This is a genomic window from Actinoplanes sp. NPDC026623 (genome assembly GCF_040638275.1).
In the GTDB taxonomy this organism is placed as follows: Bacteria; Actinomycetota; Actinomycetes; order Mycobacteriales; family Micromonosporaceae; genus Actinoplanes.
Genome location: NZ_JBEZXZ010000090.1, coordinates 17,804 through 33,846 on the forward strand (window position 1 = coordinate 17,804; position 16,043 = coordinate 33,846).

The 16,043-nt window shown below is 74.0% G+C and carries 10 protein-coding genes and 1 pseudogene; 5 read left to right on the top strand and 6 right to left on the bottom strand.

The annotated features are described in order from the left end of the window. Positions 1–7 precede the first annotated feature (7 nt). Both AB0F10_RS24800 and AB0F10_RS24805 read right to left on the bottom strand, forming a co-directional pair. Positions 8–5,092: an SCO7613 C-terminal domain-containing membrane protein gene (locus tag AB0F10_RS24800; protein ID WP_360629457.1), complete on the bottom strand. Its 5,085-nt coding sequence runs from the start codon at positions 5,090–5,092 to the stop codon at positions 8–10. Positions 5,093–5,220: 128 nt separating this feature from the next. After that, positions 5,221–6,660: a UDP-glucose/GDP-mannose dehydrogenase family protein gene (locus AB0F10_RS24805; RefSeq protein WP_360629460.1), complete on the bottom strand. Its 1,440-nt coding sequence runs from the start codon at positions 6,658–6,660 to the stop codon at positions 5,221–5,223. A 171-nt stretch (positions 6,661–6,831) separates the two neighbouring features. On the opposite strand from AB0F10_RS24805, the gene AB0F10_RS24810 reads away from it, so the two are divergent. Next, positions 6,832–7,986, top strand: a complete 1,155-nt coding sequence (locus AB0F10_RS24810) for an acyl-CoA dehydrogenase family protein (RefSeq protein ID WP_360629463.1) — start codon at positions 6,832–6,834, stop codon at positions 7,984–7,986. Positions 7,987–8,029: 43 nt separating this feature from the next. Here the strand turns inward: AB0F10_RS24810 and AB0F10_RS24815 are convergent, their stop codons facing one another. Further along, positions 8,030–9,496, bottom strand: coding sequence for a hypothetical protein (locus tag AB0F10_RS24815; protein ID WP_360629466.1), 1,467 nt, complete (start codon positions 9,494–9,496; stop codon positions 8,030–8,032). A gap of 59 nt (positions 9,497–9,555) precedes the next feature. On the opposite strand from AB0F10_RS24815, the gene AB0F10_RS24820 reads away from it, so the two are divergent. Both AB0F10_RS24820 and AB0F10_RS24825 read left to right on the top strand, forming a co-directional pair. Beyond that, the gene (locus AB0F10_RS24820) at positions 9,556–10,071 is read left to right on the top strand and encodes an acyl-CoA thioesterase (RefSeq protein ID WP_360629469.1); all 516 of its coding nucleotides are present in this window, start codon (positions 9,556–9,558) and stop codon (positions 10,069–10,071) included. 16 nt (positions 10,072–10,087) lie between these two features. Further along, positions 10,088–12,034: an acetoacetate--CoA ligase gene (locus AB0F10_RS24825; protein WP_360629472.1), complete on the top strand. Its 1,947-nt coding sequence runs from the start codon at positions 10,088–10,090 to the stop codon at positions 12,032–12,034. Here AB0F10_RS24825 and AB0F10_RS24830 read toward each other — a convergent pair. Then, complete coding sequence (locus AB0F10_RS24830; RefSeq protein WP_360629475.1) at positions 12,005–12,733, bottom strand: TIGR03089 family protein; 729 nt, start codon at positions 12,731–12,733, stop codon at positions 12,005–12,007. The genes AB0F10_RS24825 and AB0F10_RS24830 overlap by 30 nt on opposite strands. 172 nt (positions 12,734–12,905) lie before the next feature. On the opposite strand from AB0F10_RS24830, the gene AB0F10_RS24835 reads away from it, so the two are divergent. Together AB0F10_RS24835 and AB0F10_RS24840 are read left to right on the top strand one after the other, a co-directional pair. Then, a complete protein-coding gene (locus AB0F10_RS24835; protein WP_360629478.1) occupies positions 12,906–14,051 on the top strand; it encodes a glycosyltransferase family 1 protein in 1,146 nt (381 codons plus the stop codon). Between the two features lie 46 nt (positions 14,052–14,097). Beyond that, entirely contained in the window at positions 14,098–15,213 is a 1,116-nt protein-coding gene (locus AB0F10_RS24840) for a sugar phosphate nucleotidyltransferase (RefSeq protein WP_360629480.1), read from the top strand. Positions 15,214–15,222: 9 nt separating this feature from the next. On the opposite strand, the gene AB0F10_RS24845 is transcribed toward AB0F10_RS24840, so the two are convergent. Next, the gene (locus tag AB0F10_RS24845) at positions 15,223–15,765 is read right to left on the bottom strand and encodes an NUDIX domain-containing protein (protein WP_360629488.1); all 543 of its coding nucleotides are present in this window, start codon (positions 15,763–15,765) and stop codon (positions 15,223–15,225) included. 5 nt (positions 15,766–15,770) lie between these two features. Beyond that, a pseudogene (locus AB0F10_RS24850) lies at positions 15,771–16,043 on the bottom strand (hypothetical protein); the annotation flags it as partial.

Consider the following 16,043-nt stretch of genomic DNA (forward strand, 5'->3'; position numbering starts at 1 on the left):
CGACACCCTAGCGCATCTTGACCAGGGCGCCGCGCAGGCGTTCCCGGCTGCGGCGGCGGTTCTCGTTCGTCGCGCCGAGGAAGAGCAGGATCACGCCGACCGGTACCAGGACCAGCCACGGGCCGACGAGGGTCGCCGCGAAGTGGACGGTCGCGATCGCCGTGGCCGCCGCGCCGACCACCACCGGCGCCTGCTGCCGCTGGCGGGAGCCCACGATCAGAGTGGCCACCGCGCCGAGCAGCAGGAGCAGCTCGCGCAGGTCGCCGGCGTCCGTGGCGATCACGATTCCGATCGTCGGCACGAACGCCGCCAGCAGGGCCGGCCCGTACGCCGCCCAGCTGCTCAGGTCCGGCCGCTGGCGGGACTCCAGGACGCCGACCAGCAGGGCGAGGGCCGCGAAGGGCAGCGTGTAGGCCTCCGGCAGCGCCACCTCGGCGATGGCGATGAACAGCCAGATGCCGATGATCTCGAAGCCCACGGACAGCCAGAACAGGTTGCGCCGCTGGTTCGGGGTGCGGCCGGGGCGGATGGCGGCCAGGCCGAGCACCGCGCCCCAGGCGGCCAGCAGCGCCGCGAGGTGAGCCGGGGAGTTGTAGGCGAGGGCGCCGGCCAGCAGGGCTGACGCGTAACCGCTCCACTCGACGGTGGTGGCCTCGCGGCGGTATTCGGGCAGGCCGAGCCGCGGCAGCGCGGCCTCCAGGGCCAGCAGCACCGCGCCGACGGCCAGCACCCCGAAGGCGGCCCATTCCGGGGCCAGCCCGGCCACCAGGGCGACGGTCAGCACGAAGAACTGGCCCATCACCGCGGCGAAGAGCCAGCCGAGGATGCGGGCGTGCTGGCTGCGGCCGACCAGGGCGCCGACCAGGCCGACGCCGATCGCCGCGCCCAGCGTGAACAGGGTGAGCCGCTCGGTGGCGAGGCTGCCGGCCAGCCCGGCGCCGCCGGCCAGCAGGCCGATCACGAAGACGATGTTGCGGGTCGTGCGCAGCAGCGGCGCCCGGGTGACGACCGGCGGCGGGGTCAGCGCCAGCCCCAGCATCGAGATGGTGAAGACCACGAGCGCCGCGGACGTCGAGGCCGGCCACTGCGCGTTCATGGCGATCGGCGTGATCAGCAGGGTGATGGCGAGGCCGGGCAGGATCACCGGCACGGCCTCGGCCGGCTTGGCGCCGAAGCCCAGGGCGGCCAGCGCCGCGGCGATGGTCAGCAGCACCGCGGCGAGCACGCTGGTGCCGTCGACGACGCCGGACGAGGGGTTGGCCAGCGCGGCGACCGGGCCCTCCCAGATCGCGCCGAGCTGCGCCAGCGGGTCGATCAGGGCCGCACGCAGCGCCGGCGCGATGGAGAGCAGCGCCAGGACGGTCGGCAGGGCGGCGACGAGCACGGCGCCGGTGGCCGGGTCGACCAGCCAGCGGCCGCGGAGCCCGCTCGGGCGGATCTCGGTCCAGCGGGGTCGCACATAGCCGTCCTCGCTGCGGTAGCGGTTCGGCGCGACCGTGAGCCCGGGCGCCGGGACGGCGCCGCGCAGCAACTCCGCGACGACGCCGAGCAGCGCCGCCGTCGCCGCGTACAGGGCCGTGGGGTAGTCGCTCGGCACCGAGGCCAGCGCGGTGATCGTGGCGCCGCCGACGAGCCCGATCGTCGCCCAGGGCAGGTACTGCGGCACCCAGCGGGCCACGAGCGCCAGCAGGGCCAGCGCGAGGCTGGATCCGGCGAGCGCGGCGGTGAGCACCACCTGCGCCGAGTTGCCCTGGTCGGCCGCCAGGGCCGCGAGCACGCCGGGGGCCGCGAGCAGCGCGCCGGCGGTGGCGGCGCCGCCGATCTGGGCCCGGTGCCGGGGCATGCCGGTGTCGTCGAGGGCGAGGTTGAGCACCTCGTCCCGGGTCGCGGTCTCGGCCCAGCCGCGGTGCGAACCGGGCGTCAGGTCGGCCCGGGACATCCAGGCCACCAGGATGCCGGCGAACGTGATCAGGCCGAGCGCGATCGCCGTCGACCAGGGCCGGACCAGGCCGGCACCGACGGCGTGCAGCGAGACGACCGCGGCCACCCCGGCCCGGGTGAGCGCGGCGCGCGGCTCGGCCGCGGCGACCGCGGCTATCCCGTACGCGAGGGTGACCGCGCCGCCGATCAGCAGCGGCGACCACCAGGGCAGGCCGAACGCGGCCGGCGTGCCGATCGTGGCCAGGGCGGCGCAGACCGCCTCGACGCTGTACCTGACCGGGCGCGGCATCGCCACGGCCGCGGCCAGCGCGATGATCACCAGCGCCACCGGTGCCTGCCAGGCGCCGGCCGGCGGGGTCGTGGAGTACGCGTTGACGTCGGAGGCCCAGATCGGGCCCGGCGCCGCGATGATGCGCAGGCCGCCGACGATCGCCTGCCAGCCGGCGAGGACCACGACGATGAAGCCCGCGGCGCCCAGGCCGCGCACCGGCCCGCGCTTCCACTCCTCGGGCAGCGCCCGGACGCCGAAGGCCACGATCAGCACCACGATCGCGGCGACCGCGAGCGGCGAGTCGGGGAAGGCCAGCGCGGCGACCCGGGCGAGCGCGCCGCAGACGGCCACGGTGGCCGCCGCGGCGGCGATGTCGGGGCCGTCGACCATCCGGTCGGCGCGCCGGCCGGAGTCGAGCGACTTGGCGAAGAACAGCAGGCCCGCGGCGGCCAGCAGCAACGAGCCGACCCAGATGTCGGGCGGGGTCGCGCCGGGCGCGAACAGCGCTGCGAGCGCCATTGCGACGGCCCCGGCGCCGGCGCCGACGGTCATCGGCAGGCTGACCTCGCGGCGGGCCACCTGGAACACCGCGGCGTAGGTGAGCGTGGCCGCCACGGCCAGGAAGCCCAGTGCCAGCGCCGGCACGGTCACGGCCTCGGTGGCCGGCGGGCCGCCGCCGGGGTCCTGGGTCGCCAGCACCGCGGTCACCACGGCACCCGGAATCGCCAGCGCGGCCGCGCCGGAGGCCCAGTCGCCGACCAGCCAGGCGTACAGGCGTACCGGAATCTGACGGGCCGCGACCGCGACCATCACGCCCGCGCCGGCCAGCGCGGTCAGCACCGCGGCGGTGAGCCACGACGCGCTCAGCGCGGCACCCGCGCCGAACAGGCCGACCACCCCGGCGGCCGCGATGTGTGCGATGGCGATCCGGCGGGTCGGCGCGAGCAGGCCCGTGCCGCCGAGGCCGATGGCCGCGAGCACCAGCGGCCAGGGCGCCTCCGACCAGGGCAGGCTCAGCGAGGCCGGCACGGCGAGGGCGGTCAGCGCGACGCCGGTGACGGCGCCCTCGTGCCGGTACTCGGCGGGCAGGGCGAGCGCGGCGGCGACGGTCAGCAGCAGGGCGCTCAGGGCGAGCAGCCAGCCGGACTGGCCCGCGGCCTCGGCGAGGGTCCCGGCGTAGGCCGCGGTGTCGGCGTTCCAGACGGGCCGGGCGGCCTGCACGGGGGCGATCGCGGCGCGCAGGGCGTCGACCGCGACGAAGAGGCCGATCAGCATGAGCGCGCCGGCCGAGGCGTACTGCGGGCCGCGGCGGACCTCGTCGGGCACCGTCCGGACGACGGCGCCGGTGACCGCGACCGCGGCGGCGGCCGCGGCCAGGGTCCAGGCCGGCGACGCGACGGTGGCGATCCGGGCGACGGCGGCGATCACGGCCAGGGCCAGCACCCCGCCGGCGATGTTGCGGGCCAGGGTCCGCTGGACCAGGCGGGCGGCAGCCGACACGATCAGCGCGGCCAGCACCAGGATCAGGCCGGAACGGACCGCGTCGGGCAGGGCGTCGGCGGTGAGCAGGGCGGCACCGGCGTAGACGAGGGCGCCGGCGGCGGCGAGGCAGAGCAGGCCGAACGTCAGGCCGCGCAGCAGGCCCGCCGACGGCGGCGTGGCGGGCGGGGCGAGCGGCACGGTGCCGGCGGCCGGGGCGCCGGCCGGGCGCGGGCCGGGGAAGATCCTGGTCGGCAGCCACCGCCAGCGGCGGCGGCCGGTCAGCCCGTCGATGATCAGGTCGGGCTCTTCCGGCAGGGACTCGGGCCGGGGCGGGGCGTCCTCGTAGGCGGCCGGGTCCGCCGGATCCGCCGGGTTCGCGCCCCGGGTGACGTAGTCGGCCTCGCCGGCCTGCCGCGCGTCGGCCGCGGCGAGGGTCTCGCGGTCGGCCGCGACGGGCCGCCCGAACGGCCAGCGCGGCACCAGCCGGCCGTGGCGGATCACCGTGGTGAGCAGCAGCAGGTCGATGACCGCGACCAGGGTCAGCGCCACCGCCCAGCCGGCCGCGCTCTCGATCGCCGGGTACGCCAGCAGCGGCGGCACGGGCTGGATGGCGACGACCGTGGCGTAGCGGGGCGCGGCGAGCCGGGTGATGCCCGCGTACAGGAACGACGCCACGGCGGTGATCAGCAGCGTCACGCCGAGGAAGACGGTGGCCGGCACCGCGGCGCCGCCGAACAGGATGCCGCCGCGCAGCGCGAACAGGGTCATCGGCAGCAGCACGAGACCGACCGCCGCCAGGGTCTCCGCGGTCGAGGTCAGCCCGCGCCGCGAGATCGCGGGTGCGACGCCGAGCGCGACGGCGGTCGCGATGGCGAGGATGAACACCCGGCCGAAGGCGTTGCTCGTGGCGCCGGCGAAGACGATGGCGGCGACGCCCAGCACCAGGGCGCTGAGGCCGAGCAGGATGTTCTGCACCGACTGCGAGGAGGTCTCGGGCCCGTGCGCCAGATGCACCTCGGGCGCGGGCTGCGCCGGAGCGACCCGCGGCCGGCGCGGCGGCGGTGGCGGCGGGGCCGGCCGCTCGCTCGGCGGTGGGTCGTCGACCAGCACGGTGACGCCGTCGGTGGCCTCGCCGGGCGGCCCGGTGCGCGCGGTGCCGGGCTCGGACCAGGACGGCGCTCCCGCCGCCTCGCCGGGCCGCCGGCGCACCTTGCGGGTGGTCTTGGTGGCCCGCTTCTTCTTGTTGGCGTGCGCCAGGATGTCGCGCTGGAACTGCGCGGCCTGGATCTTGCCGGCGATCTGGGTGCGTTCCTTGGCCGCGGCCATGTCCCGGATCTTCAGGTCCGCGATCGACGCGTCGATGCGGGCGAGCTCCTCGTCATAGCCGTCCTGCGCCACGGCACCTCCTCGACCCGTCACCACCGAAGCAACCGACACCTCATTAGAACAGTCTCAGGCAGGTCGAGATCAATGGAAACGGCCGCGAACCCGACAGGTTCGCGGCCGAAGGCCATGGCGGTACGCCGTCAGAGTGCCGGTGCGGGCCGTCCCATGCCCCGGTACTGCCAGCCGGTCCGCGCCCAGAGCACGGAGTCCAGGCAGTTCCGGCCGTCGATGACGCGCCGCTCGGCGACCAGCTCGCCGAGCACCTGCGGGTCGGCGTTGCGGAACTCGGCCCACTCGGTGAGCACGCACACCAGCTCGGCGCCCGTGACCGCGTCGGTCATCGAGCTCTCGTAGTGCAGGCCCGGCTGGGCCGCCCGGGCGTTCTCCATGCCCTGCGGGTCGTACACCCGGACGTCCGCGCCGGCCTTGGCCAGCGAGGCCGCGACGGCGAGCGACGGCGCGTCGCGTACGTCGTCGGAGTTGGGCTTGAAGGCGGCGCCGAGCACGGCGACCCGGGTGCCGGAGAGGTCCGGGCCGGCCGGGCCCGAGCGGCGCCCGAGCAGCTCGGCGGCGAGCTGCAGGACCTTGCTGCGGCGGCGCAGGTTGATCAGGTCGACCTCGTGCAGGAAGCGCAGCGCCTCGCCGGCGCCGAGCTCCTGGGCGCGGGCCTGGAACGCACGGATGTCCTTGGGCAGGCAGCCGCCGCCGAAGCCGACGCCGGCCTGCAGGAAGCGGTTGCCGATGCGCGGGTCGTAGCCGATCGCCCTGGCCAGCTGGGTGACGTCGCCGCCGGCGACCTCGCACACCTCGGCCATGGCGTTGATGAAGCTGATCTTGGTGGCGAGGAACGCGTTCGCGGCGACCTTGACGAGCTCCGCCGTGGCGAAGTCGGTGACCACCAGCGGCACCTCGCGGTCCTCGGTGGCGGCCAGGTCGAAGACGCCCTTGTGCGCGGCGTACAGCATGCCGTTGGCCCAGTCGGACTTCACGCCGACCACGATCCGGTTGGGCCGCAGCACGTCCTCGACGGCGAAGCCCTCCTGCAGGAACTCCGGCGACCAGGCCACCTCGATGCCCAGCTCGGGGTCGGTGTGCTTGGCGACCAGCTGCTCGATCCACTCGGCGGTGCCGACGGGGACGGTCGACTTGCCGACGATCAGGGCGCGGCGGGTGAGGTGCCGGGCGAGCTTAGTGACGGAAGTCTCAACGTACGAGAGGTCGGCGCCCATCCCATCCGCGCGCTGGGGCGTGCCGACGCAGATGAAATGCACGTCGGCGAAGTCAGCCACCTCCTGGTACGAGGTGGTGAAGCGCAAGCGGCCCGAGGCGAGGTTGGCGCGCAGCAGGTCGTCGAGCCCGGCCTCGTGGAACGGCATCTGCCCGGCGCTCAGCTTGGCAATCTTGGCCTCGTCGACGTCGAAGCCGAGCACCTCGTAGCCGAGCTCGGCGAAGCAGATGGCGTACGTGGCACCGAGATAGCCCGTGCCGAGGAACGCCAGGCGGGGCCGGGCGGCGCCGGACGGCGGCTCGACCTCGGGGAAGGCCGGCACGCTCTGATGGGTCGGGTACGGGATGGTCACGGGGAGAAACTCCACTCACAAGGGCGCCGGAGGGGGCCTGCGCCGAAACGTGGCATTCACCTTCTCATGGCGGCGCACGCTCGATCCGTGCACCGTCCGCGGCGAAGGATAGTGCGCGTACCCTACGCGTCGGTAACATAGGGCGGGAGCCGTACAGGGAGGGCCACAGCCATGTCTGATTTCGACGTTTACCAGCTGCCGGAGGACCACGAAACCATCCGCGCGGCCGTACGCGAGGTCTGCGACGCGCGCGTGGCGCCGAACGCGGCCGAGGCGGACGAGAACGCCGAGTTCCCGAAGGCGTCCTACGACGCCCTGCGTTCCTCCGACTTCCACGCGCCGCACATCCCCGTCGAATACGGCGGCGCCGGCGCGGACGCCCTGGCCACCGCGATCGTGATCGAGGAGGTCGCCCGCGCCTGCGCCAGCTCGTCGCTGATCCCGGCGGTCAACAAGCTGGGCACGATGCCGGTGATCCTGGCCGGCTCCGAGGAGCTCAAGCGGAAGTACCTGACCCCGGTCGCGGCGGGCGAGGGCATGTTCTCGTACTGCCTGTCGGAGCCGGAGGCCGGCAGCGACGCGGCCTCGATGACCACCCGCGCGGTACGCGACGGCGACTACTGGGTGCTCAACGGCGTCAAGCGCTGGATCACCAACGCCGGCGTCTCGGAGTACTACACGGTCTTCGCCGTCACCGACCCGAGCGCCCGCTCGCGCGGCATCTCCGCGTTCGTGGTGGAGAAGTCCGACGAGGGCGTCAGCTTCGGCGCGCCGGAGAAGAAGCTGGGCATCAAGGGCAGCCCGACCTGCGAGGTCTACTTCGACAACGTCCGCATCCCGCTGGACCGGATGATCGGCGACGAGGGCACCGGCTTCGCCACCGCGATGAAGACCCTCGACCACACCCGGGTCACGATCGCGGCGCAGGCGATCGGCATCGCCCAGGGCGCGCTCGACTTCGCCAAGGGCTACGTCCGGGAGCGCAAGCAGTTCGGCAAGCCGCTCGCCGACTTCCAGGGCGTGCAGTTCATGCTCGCCGACATGGGCATGAAACTCGAGGCGGCCCGGCAGCTGACCTACGTGGCGGCGGGCAAGAGCGAGCGCGGCGACGCGGACCTGACCTATTTCGGCGCGGCCGCGAAGTGCTTCGCGTCGGACGCCGCGATGGAGATCACCACGGACGCGGTCCAGCTGCTCGGCGGGTACGGCTACACCCGCGACTACCCGGTCGAGCGGATGATGCGCGACGCCAAGATCACCCAGATCTACGAGGGCACCAACCAGGTCCAGCGCATCGTCATGGCCCGCCAGCTCCTCAAGGACTGACGGCGGCCGTGTGGCCGGGCGAACACGCCCGGCCACTCCTGCGTCACTCGGCCGTAGCGCGGGTGTCGTCGTCGGCCTCGTCGGCCGGGCGTTCGAGGTTGGTCACGGTCATCGCCCGCCGGTCCTGGCTGGCGGCGGTCGTCGCCTCTCCCGGAACGTTCAGCGGGGTGGTCGGATCCGCGCCGGGATCGGGGCGCTCCGTGCCGGCGATCGACATCGCCTTGGTGGTCTCCTCCGTCCTGGTGCCGGCCGGGGTCACGACGGTGGCCTCGTCGGGCGCCGGGAACGTCAGCAACTGGGTGCGTTCCGCCGGCGGATCGACGGTGCCGACCCGGATGACCTCGGTCTTCTCGCCGGACTCGGTGGCGGCGGGCAGGCGTAGCACCTCGGTCTTCTCGCCGGACTCCGCGGGCGGCGCCGACAGGCGCAGCACCTGCGTCATCTCCCCGGAGCCGGCGCCCTGCGGGTCCGGCAGCACCAGCCGAGTGGTCGCGTCGTCGTCCGGCCCGCCGACCGGAGCGGCCCCGTTCGCAGCCACGTCGTCGCCCGCGGCCCGCGCGCCGAGCACGTCGCGGGTGTCGTCCGTCGCGGCCACGTCGCGCGCCTCGTCGCCGGCCGCAGGCGACCCGTCGCCGCCCGTCGCGGCCCCGGAGACCTCGGTCGGTTCGTCGTCGCCGCGGAGGGTGGCCCGGGAGACCACGGTCGGCTCGTCGTCGCCGCGCAGTTCGGCCCCGGAGACCTCGGTCGGTTCGTCGTCGCCGCGGAGGGTGGCCGCTGAGACCACGGTCGCCTCGTCCGCCTGCGTGGGTGCGGCCGCCGTCGTCGGGACCGTGGCGGGCGCCTCCGGCTGGGTGCCGATTCGGATGACCGTGGTCTTCTCGTCGCCGTCGTCGTCGACCGGCAGCACCGTCGTGTGGGGCTCGCCGCCGGTCGGGACGATCACCGTCCGGTCCGCCTGCACCACGAGCTGGGTGGTGTCGGTCGCCGGGGTCCGCATCGGCTGGCGCTGCTGCGGGATTATCGACGTCGTCTCCGAGGCCATCGGCGTGCCCGCCACCCGGGCCGCGCCGCGCGCCCGGCCGATCGTGCCGATCAGCAGGATCTCCGGCGGCTCGTACGCCCGCCACCGCCGCGCGCTCAGCGCCGTGCACAGCAGCGGCACCGCCAGCAGCACCGCCAGCCCGTAGCCGGGGGTGCTCACGTCGAAGCCGTCCTTGGCCACGTTCGCCGGCCAGACGCTCGCGTAGGAGTCCGGTGCCAGCCGGGCCCAGGCGCCGACCCCCGCGAAGGCCAACCCCGCCAGGGTCGGGCCGGCCGGCGAGATCGGGGCGAAGAGCAGGATCGCGTACGCCGCACCCGCGAGCAGGAGCAGCAGCACGCCGGAGAGCGACTCGATGCCGCCGTTGTCGCGCGCCCGGCCCGTCAGGTCCTGGTCGAAGCCGACACCACACAAGATCCAGATCGCCGGGGCAAGCACGAGGGCATACATGATCGACCGTAGATGGCGCACGCCCGGCACCGTACCCGCCTGCGGCAACGCCCAGAAAGAGCCGCCGTAACGTATCGGTCATGAGTGACCATCCCGTGGGACGGCTGACTTCGCACTCGCGGGTCACGCTCAGCCGAATCATGATCGCGACCGACGTCAACCTGTACGGCACGGTGCACGGAGGCGTCCTGATGAAGTTCGTCGACGACGTGGCCGGCGCCGCCGCGGCGCGGCACAGTGGCGGGACCGCGGTCACCGCCGCGATCGACGAGATCCTGTTCATGGAGCCGGTGCGGGTCGGCGATCTCGTGCACGCGTACGCGCAGGTGAACTGGACCGGGAGCACCTCGATGGAGGTCGGGGTCAAGCTGACCGCCGAGCGCTGGGACACCGCCGGCGGCGAGCCACTCACGGTGGCCACGGCCTACCTGGTCTTCGTCGGGGTGGACGTCTCCGGGCATCCGCGGGCGATCCCGCCGGTGTTGCCGGAGTCGCCGGACGACGAGCGGCGCTTCCGCGAGGCGATCATCCGCCGGGAGCACCGGCTGGCCCGGCGCAAGGCGATCCAGGACGCGCGGGCGACCCTGGCTGAATAGACGTTAGGGTGGCGGCATGACGACGGGCACAGTGCTGTGGACCCCGCCGGCGGACGTTCTCGAGACGTCCCGGATGGGGCGGTTCATGACCTGGCTGAGGGCCGAGCGCGGCGTTGACGCGGCCGGCTACGCCGAGCTGTGGCAGTGGTCCGTCGACGACCTCGAGGGCTTCTGGCGCGCCGTCTGGGACTACTTCGACGTGATCGCGCACGACCAGCCGACGGCGACGCTGCCCGATGCCACGATGCCGGGCGCGCGGTGGTTCCCCGGCGCCACGCTCAACTACGCCGAGCACGTGCTGCGGATGCCGGGGCTCGGCGACGACGATCCGGTCGTCATCGCGTACTCGCAGACCCGCGAGCCGGTGACGCTCACCGCGCGGGAGCTTCGTGAGCAGGTCCGGCGGGTCGCCGCCGGCCTGCGCCGGCTCGGCGTCGGGCAGGGCGACCGGGTCGCGGCCTACGCGCCGACGATCCCGGAGACGTACGTCCTGATGCTGGCGACGGCGAGCCTCGGCGCGGTGTTCTCGTCGTGTGCGCCGGAGTTCGGCTCGCGCAGCGTCATCGACCGCTGGACCCAGATCGAGCCCAAGGTGCTGGTCGCGGTCGACGGCTACCGCTACGGCGACAAGGCGGTCGACCGGCGCGAGGAGGTCGCCGCGATCCGGGCGGCGCTGCCCAGCGTCGAGCACCTGATCACGATCGGCTACCTGGCCGGCGGCGGCGGGGACTGGGACGGCCTCGACGGCGACGACCCGCTGACCTTCGCGCCGGTCCCGTTCGACCATCCGCTCTACGTGCTCTACTCCTCGGGCACGACCGGCCTGCCGAAGCCGATCGTGCACGGCCACGGCGGCATCCTGCTCGAGCACCTGAAGATGCTCGCGCTGCACCAGGATCTCGGCCCGGGGGACCGGTTCTTCTGGTTCACCACCACCGGCTGGATGATGTGGAACTTCCTGGCCTCGGGCCCGGCGGTCGGCTCGGCGATCGTGCTCTTCGACGGCCATCCCGGCTACCCGGACCTGGACGCGACGTGGCGGCTCGCCGAGGACGCCGGGGTCACCTACTTCGGCACGTCCGCGCCGTTCCTGATGGCCTGCCGCAAGGCCGGCGTCGTCCCGCGGGCGGGCGCGATCCGCGGCGTCGGCTCGACCGGCGCGCCGCTGCCGCCGGAGGGCTTCCGCTGGGTCTACGAGGTTCTCGGCGACGCACCGCAGCTGCAGTCGCTGTCCGGCGGCACCGACGTGTGCACCGGCTTCGTCGGCGGCTCCCCGCTGCTGCCGGTGGTCGAGGGCGTCATCTCGTGCCGGGCGCTCGGCTCGCGGGTTGAGGCGTACGACTCGGACGGCAAGCCGGTCATCGGCCAGCTCGGTGAGCTGGTCATCACCGCGCCGATGCCGAGCATGCCTGTCGGCTTCTGGAACGACCCCGGCGGCCGGCGCTACTTCGAGGCCTACTTCGACGTGTACCCGGGCGTGTGGCGCCATGGCGACTGGATCACCATCGGCGAGGACGGCAGCTGCGTCATCACCGGCCGTTCCGATGCCACCCTCAACCGCGGCGGCGTGCGGCTGGGCACCTCCGAGTTCTACTCGGTGGTCGAGAGCGTGGCGGGCGTCGCCGACTCCGTCGTCGTGCACCTCGACGCCGACGGCCAGGACGAGTTGCTGCTCTTCGTGGTCCTGTCCGAGGGCGCCGACCTCGACGACGAGCTGCGCGGCCGGATCCGCGGAGAGCTGCGTGCCGCGCTCTCGCCGCGGCACGTCCCCGACGAGATCTACCGGGTACGCGCGGTGCCGCGCACCCTCTCGGCCAAGAAGCTGGAGGTACCGGTGAAGCGGATACTCACCGGCACCCCCGCGGATCGGGCCGCCGCCAAGGGCGCCCTGGCCAACCCCGAGTCGCTGACCGCGTTCGAGGAGCTGGCCGCGTCACGGCAGGCGGATCGTGATCCGCTCTGACGCGGTGCGGCTCTCCACCTTGGCCTGATCGAGGTTGTCGCAGAGCACGATGCTGGCGCCGGCGAGCAGCGGCGCCAGCAGCCAGTCCGCCGGGTCCGGGTAGGCGCGGGCGTCCACCAGCACCCGGTCGCCGGGCTTGATGCCCAGCTCGGCGGCGCGCTCGACGGCCGCCTGGCACACCGAGAGGTGGCTCTCCTCGACCGGGCCGGCCAGCGCCCGGTCGTTGGGGTCGACGGGGCCCGAGGAGACGAACCGGTCGCCGTAGCCGCGCACCTCGACGGTGTAGTCCAGGAAGCCGGGCGGCACCTCGCGCAGCGGGGCGGCGAGCGGCAGCAGGCCCGTCGCGTAGCGGTCGCCGGTGGCCCAGGCCGCGGCCGTGCCGGCCAGCTCCGGGCTGGTGAAGAGCACCTCCACCGGCTGCGGGTCCGGGCCCAGGTCCGCGGCGAGGCCGGCCGCCCAGGTGCCGAGCAGCAGCGCCGCGGTCTGCCAGTGCGGCGGCAGCAGCACCGCCACCGCGTCCCCGTGGCCGAGGCCCACCCCGTCGACGAGCAGGTTGGCGGTCTTGGCGACCCAGTTGTCCATCGTCGCGCCGGACAGCTCGGTGCGGTCGCCGCTCGCATCGTCGTACCAGGTCAGCAGGGGAGTGGTCGGGTCGCGGAGCACGGCCGCCGCGAGGGCCGCCGGAATCGTCTCAATCATCGCTGCCGACGATAGACCGTTGACCGTCCGTAACGGGATGATCTCGGGTCGGCGTGGCCGCGCGAAGACCTGGTAACGGTGCGATGTCTTGCGGTGTCGCGGTCGACACGGCAGTCATCGAGCGGCGTACCCTTGCCAGTGGTCTGGCCCACTTCCCCCGAGGAGTTTCTACGTGACCGCCGGTCGTCCGCCCCGAGTCCTCGTCGACGCCACGAGCGTCCCCGCCGACCGGGGCGGTGTCGGCAGATACGTCGACGGGCTCCTCGGCGCCCTCGGCGCTTTCGGCCCCGACCGCCTGGACCTCGCCGTGGTGGCGCAGCGTTCGGATGCGGAGCGTTACTCCAGGATGCTCACCGATGCCGAGGTGATCGCCGGCCCGTCGGCCGTCGCGCACCGGCCCGCGCGGCTGGCCTGGGAGCAGACCGGACTGCCGCTGCTGGCCCAGCAGGTCGGCGCCAAGGTGCTGCACTCGCCGTTCTACACGTGCCCGCTGCGGGCGGGATGCCCGGTGACGGTGACGGTGCACGACGCGACCTTCTTCACCGAGCCGGAGCATTACGACAACACGAAGCGCACCTTCTTCCGCAGCGCGATCAAGACGTCGCTGCGCCGCGCCGCCCGGGTCATCGTGCCGAGCAAGGCGACCCGCGACGAGCTGATCCGGCTGCTCGACGCGGACCCGACGCACATCGACGTGGCCTACCACGGCGTCGACCAGACGGCGTTCCACGCGCCCACCGAGGAGGAGAAGGCCCGGGTGCGGGCCCGGCTGGGCCTCACCGACGCGGGCTACGTCGCCTTCCTCGGCGCCAAGGAACCCCGCAAGAACGTCCCCAACCTGATCCGCGGCTGGGCCCGCGCGGTGGCCGACTGGCCGCACCCGCCGGCGCTCGTGATCGCGGGCGGCCAGGGTCACGACGACGACATCGACCGGGCGGTGGCCGAGGTGCCGCCGCACCTGCGCCTGCTGCGCCCCGGCTACCTGCGCTACACGGACCTGCCCGGCTTCCTCGGCGGCGCGCTGGTGGCCTGCTATCCGTCCTTCGGCGAGGGTTTCGGCCTGCCGATCCTCGAGGCGATGGCGTGCGCCACGCCGGTGCTGACCACGCCGCGGCTGTCGCTGCCCGAGGTCGGCGGCGACGCGGTGGCCTACACGACCGAGGATCCCGACCGGATCGCCGAGGACCTCGCTGACCTGCTGCACGACGAGCCCCGCCGGCTCTCGCTGGGGAAGGCGGGCTTCGACCGCGCCAAGGAATTCAGCTGGGCGACCAGCGCTGAGGTTCACGTCGCGACCTGGAACAGGGTGGCCCGGTGAGGGGTTCGGCTCCCCCGGCCGCCATAGATCGTTACACTGCGTGCGCATGAGTGAGAACCCGGGAGCCCTGTACGCCGTCATTCCCGCAGGTGGCAGTGGTACCCGTCTATGGCCGCTGTCCCGGGCCGGTCACCCCAAGTTTCTGCATCCGCTGACCGGCACGGACGCGTCGCTGCTGCAGGCGACGGTCGCCCGGCTCGCCCCGCTGACCGAGCCGAGCCGCGTCCTGATCGTCACCGGGGTCGCGCACGCCGCCGCGGTGGCCCGTCAGCTGACCGACCTGCCGGAGGAGAACATCCTCGTCGAGCCGTCGCCGCGCGACTCCTGCGCGGCGATCGCCCTCGCCGCCGCGGTGATCGCCCGCCGCGAGCCCGAGGCGATCATGGGCGCGTTCGCGGCCGACCACCTCATCGCCGACAGCAACCGCTTCCTCAGGGTGATCGAGCAGGCGATGGCCGGCGCCCGGCAGGGCCTGCTGATGACGCTGGGCATCACGCCGACCCGCGCGGAGACCGGCTACGGCTACCTGCAGTGCGGCGCCGGGGTCGGCGACGACGGGGTGCTCGCGGTCGAGGAGTTCAAGGAGAAGCCGTCCTACGACGTGGCGGAGAGCTACGTGAAGTCCGGCAACTACCTGTGGAACGCGGGCATGTTCGTCTGGCGGGTCGACGCCTTCCTGACGGAGCTCGCCCGCCAGCAGCCGCAACTGCACGCGGGCATCGCCCGGATCGCACAGGCCTGGGACTCACCGTCGTGCGAGGAGGTGCTCGGCGAGGTCTGGCCGACCCTGCCCCGCATCTCGGTGGACTACGCGGTGATGGAGGGTGCGGCCGCGGTCGGCCGGGTGGGCACGGTCCCCGGCGACTTCGGCTGGAACGACGTCGGCGACTTCCACACCCTCGGCGAGGTGCTGGCCGCGGACAGCGCGGGCAACGTGGTGGTCGGCCACGACGTGTCGGCCCAGCCGGACGTGCTGCTCCGCGAGACGGAGAACCTGGTCGTGGTCCCGAACTCCGGCCGCCTGGTGGCGGCGCTGGGCGTCCGCGACCTGGTCATCGTGGACACCCCGGACGCGGTCCTGGTCTGCCCGCGCGACCGGGCCCAGGAGGTCAAGTCTCTGGTGGACGAGCTCAAGGACAAGGGGCACCTGCACTACATCTGACCGGCCCGGCTACATCCGGGCGAAGGCGGGCGCGAACTGCTGCACCACCCCGTCGGCCAGGGGCGCGGGCAGCTTGTCCGCGGTGAACCAGGCCAGGTCCGCCGATTCGTCGCTGATCTGCTCGACCGCGCCGGCCGGGCAGACGGCGAGGAAGCGCACGTCGTAGTGGTAGGACGGCCCGGCCGGCACGCCCCTGGCCGGCGCGCAGCGCACGGCGTGGATGTCGACGTCGATCGGGTCCGGGTCGAGCCGCAGGCCGGCGATGCCGGACTCCTCGGTGGCCTCGCGCAGCGCGGCGCCCGCGAGGTCGTCGTCGGCGGCCTCGCAGTGCCCGCCGACCTGCATCCACGTGCCGAGCCGCCCATGCAGGCAGAGCAGCACCCGGCGCCGCTCGTCGACGATGAGGGCGCTGGCGGTGACGTGCCCGGCCCGATGCGCGCGGGTCAGCGCGACCGGCCCGGCGCCGAGCAGCTCGAGGGTCCGCTTCCTGGCCAGGTCGGCGGCCTCCGAGGTGGCCCGCCACCGGCTGAGCGTCTCCACGGCGTCCGGCAGCTGGATCACCGCGGGATCCCGTCGGCGACGGTGACGGTGGCACCGGCGCCGGAGTAGGCGACGGATGACGACAGGCCCTCGGCGGCCAGGGCCGCGCGCAGCCGGTGCAGGTCGGCGCCGAAGCGCATGAGCGCCGCCGCGGTCGCATCCGGGGGAGCGCACCTGAGCACGCCCGGCGCACTCGCCTCGATCACGGTTCCCTCGGCGATCACGTCCGCCACCAGGTCCCGGGCCCGCGCGATCGCGGCCGGCGGGCCGCCCGGACCGGCCGGCGGGCC

What these genes read in the sequence shown, in the direction of transcription:
- AB0F10_RS24810 (WP_360629463.1), top strand. Translation starts at nt 6,832, where the DNA reads ATGTCTGATTTCGACGTTTACCAGCTGCCGGAGGACCACGAAACCATC.
- AB0F10_RS24820 (WP_360629469.1), top strand. Translation starts at nt 9,556, where the DNA reads ATGAGTGACCATCCCGTGGGACGGCTGACTTCGCACTCGCGGGTCACG.
- AB0F10_RS24825 (WP_360629472.1), top strand. Translation starts at nt 10,088, where the DNA reads ATGACGACGGGCACAGTGCTGTGGACCCCGCCGGCGGACGTTCTCGAG.
- AB0F10_RS24830 (WP_360629475.1), bottom strand. Translation starts at nt 12,733, where the DNA reads ATGATTGAGACGATTCCGGCGGCCCTCGCGGCGGCCGTGCTCCGCGAC.
- AB0F10_RS24840 (WP_360629480.1), top strand. Translation starts at nt 14,098, where the DNA reads ATGAGTGAGAACCCGGGAGCCCTGTACGCCGTCATTCCCGCAGGTGGC.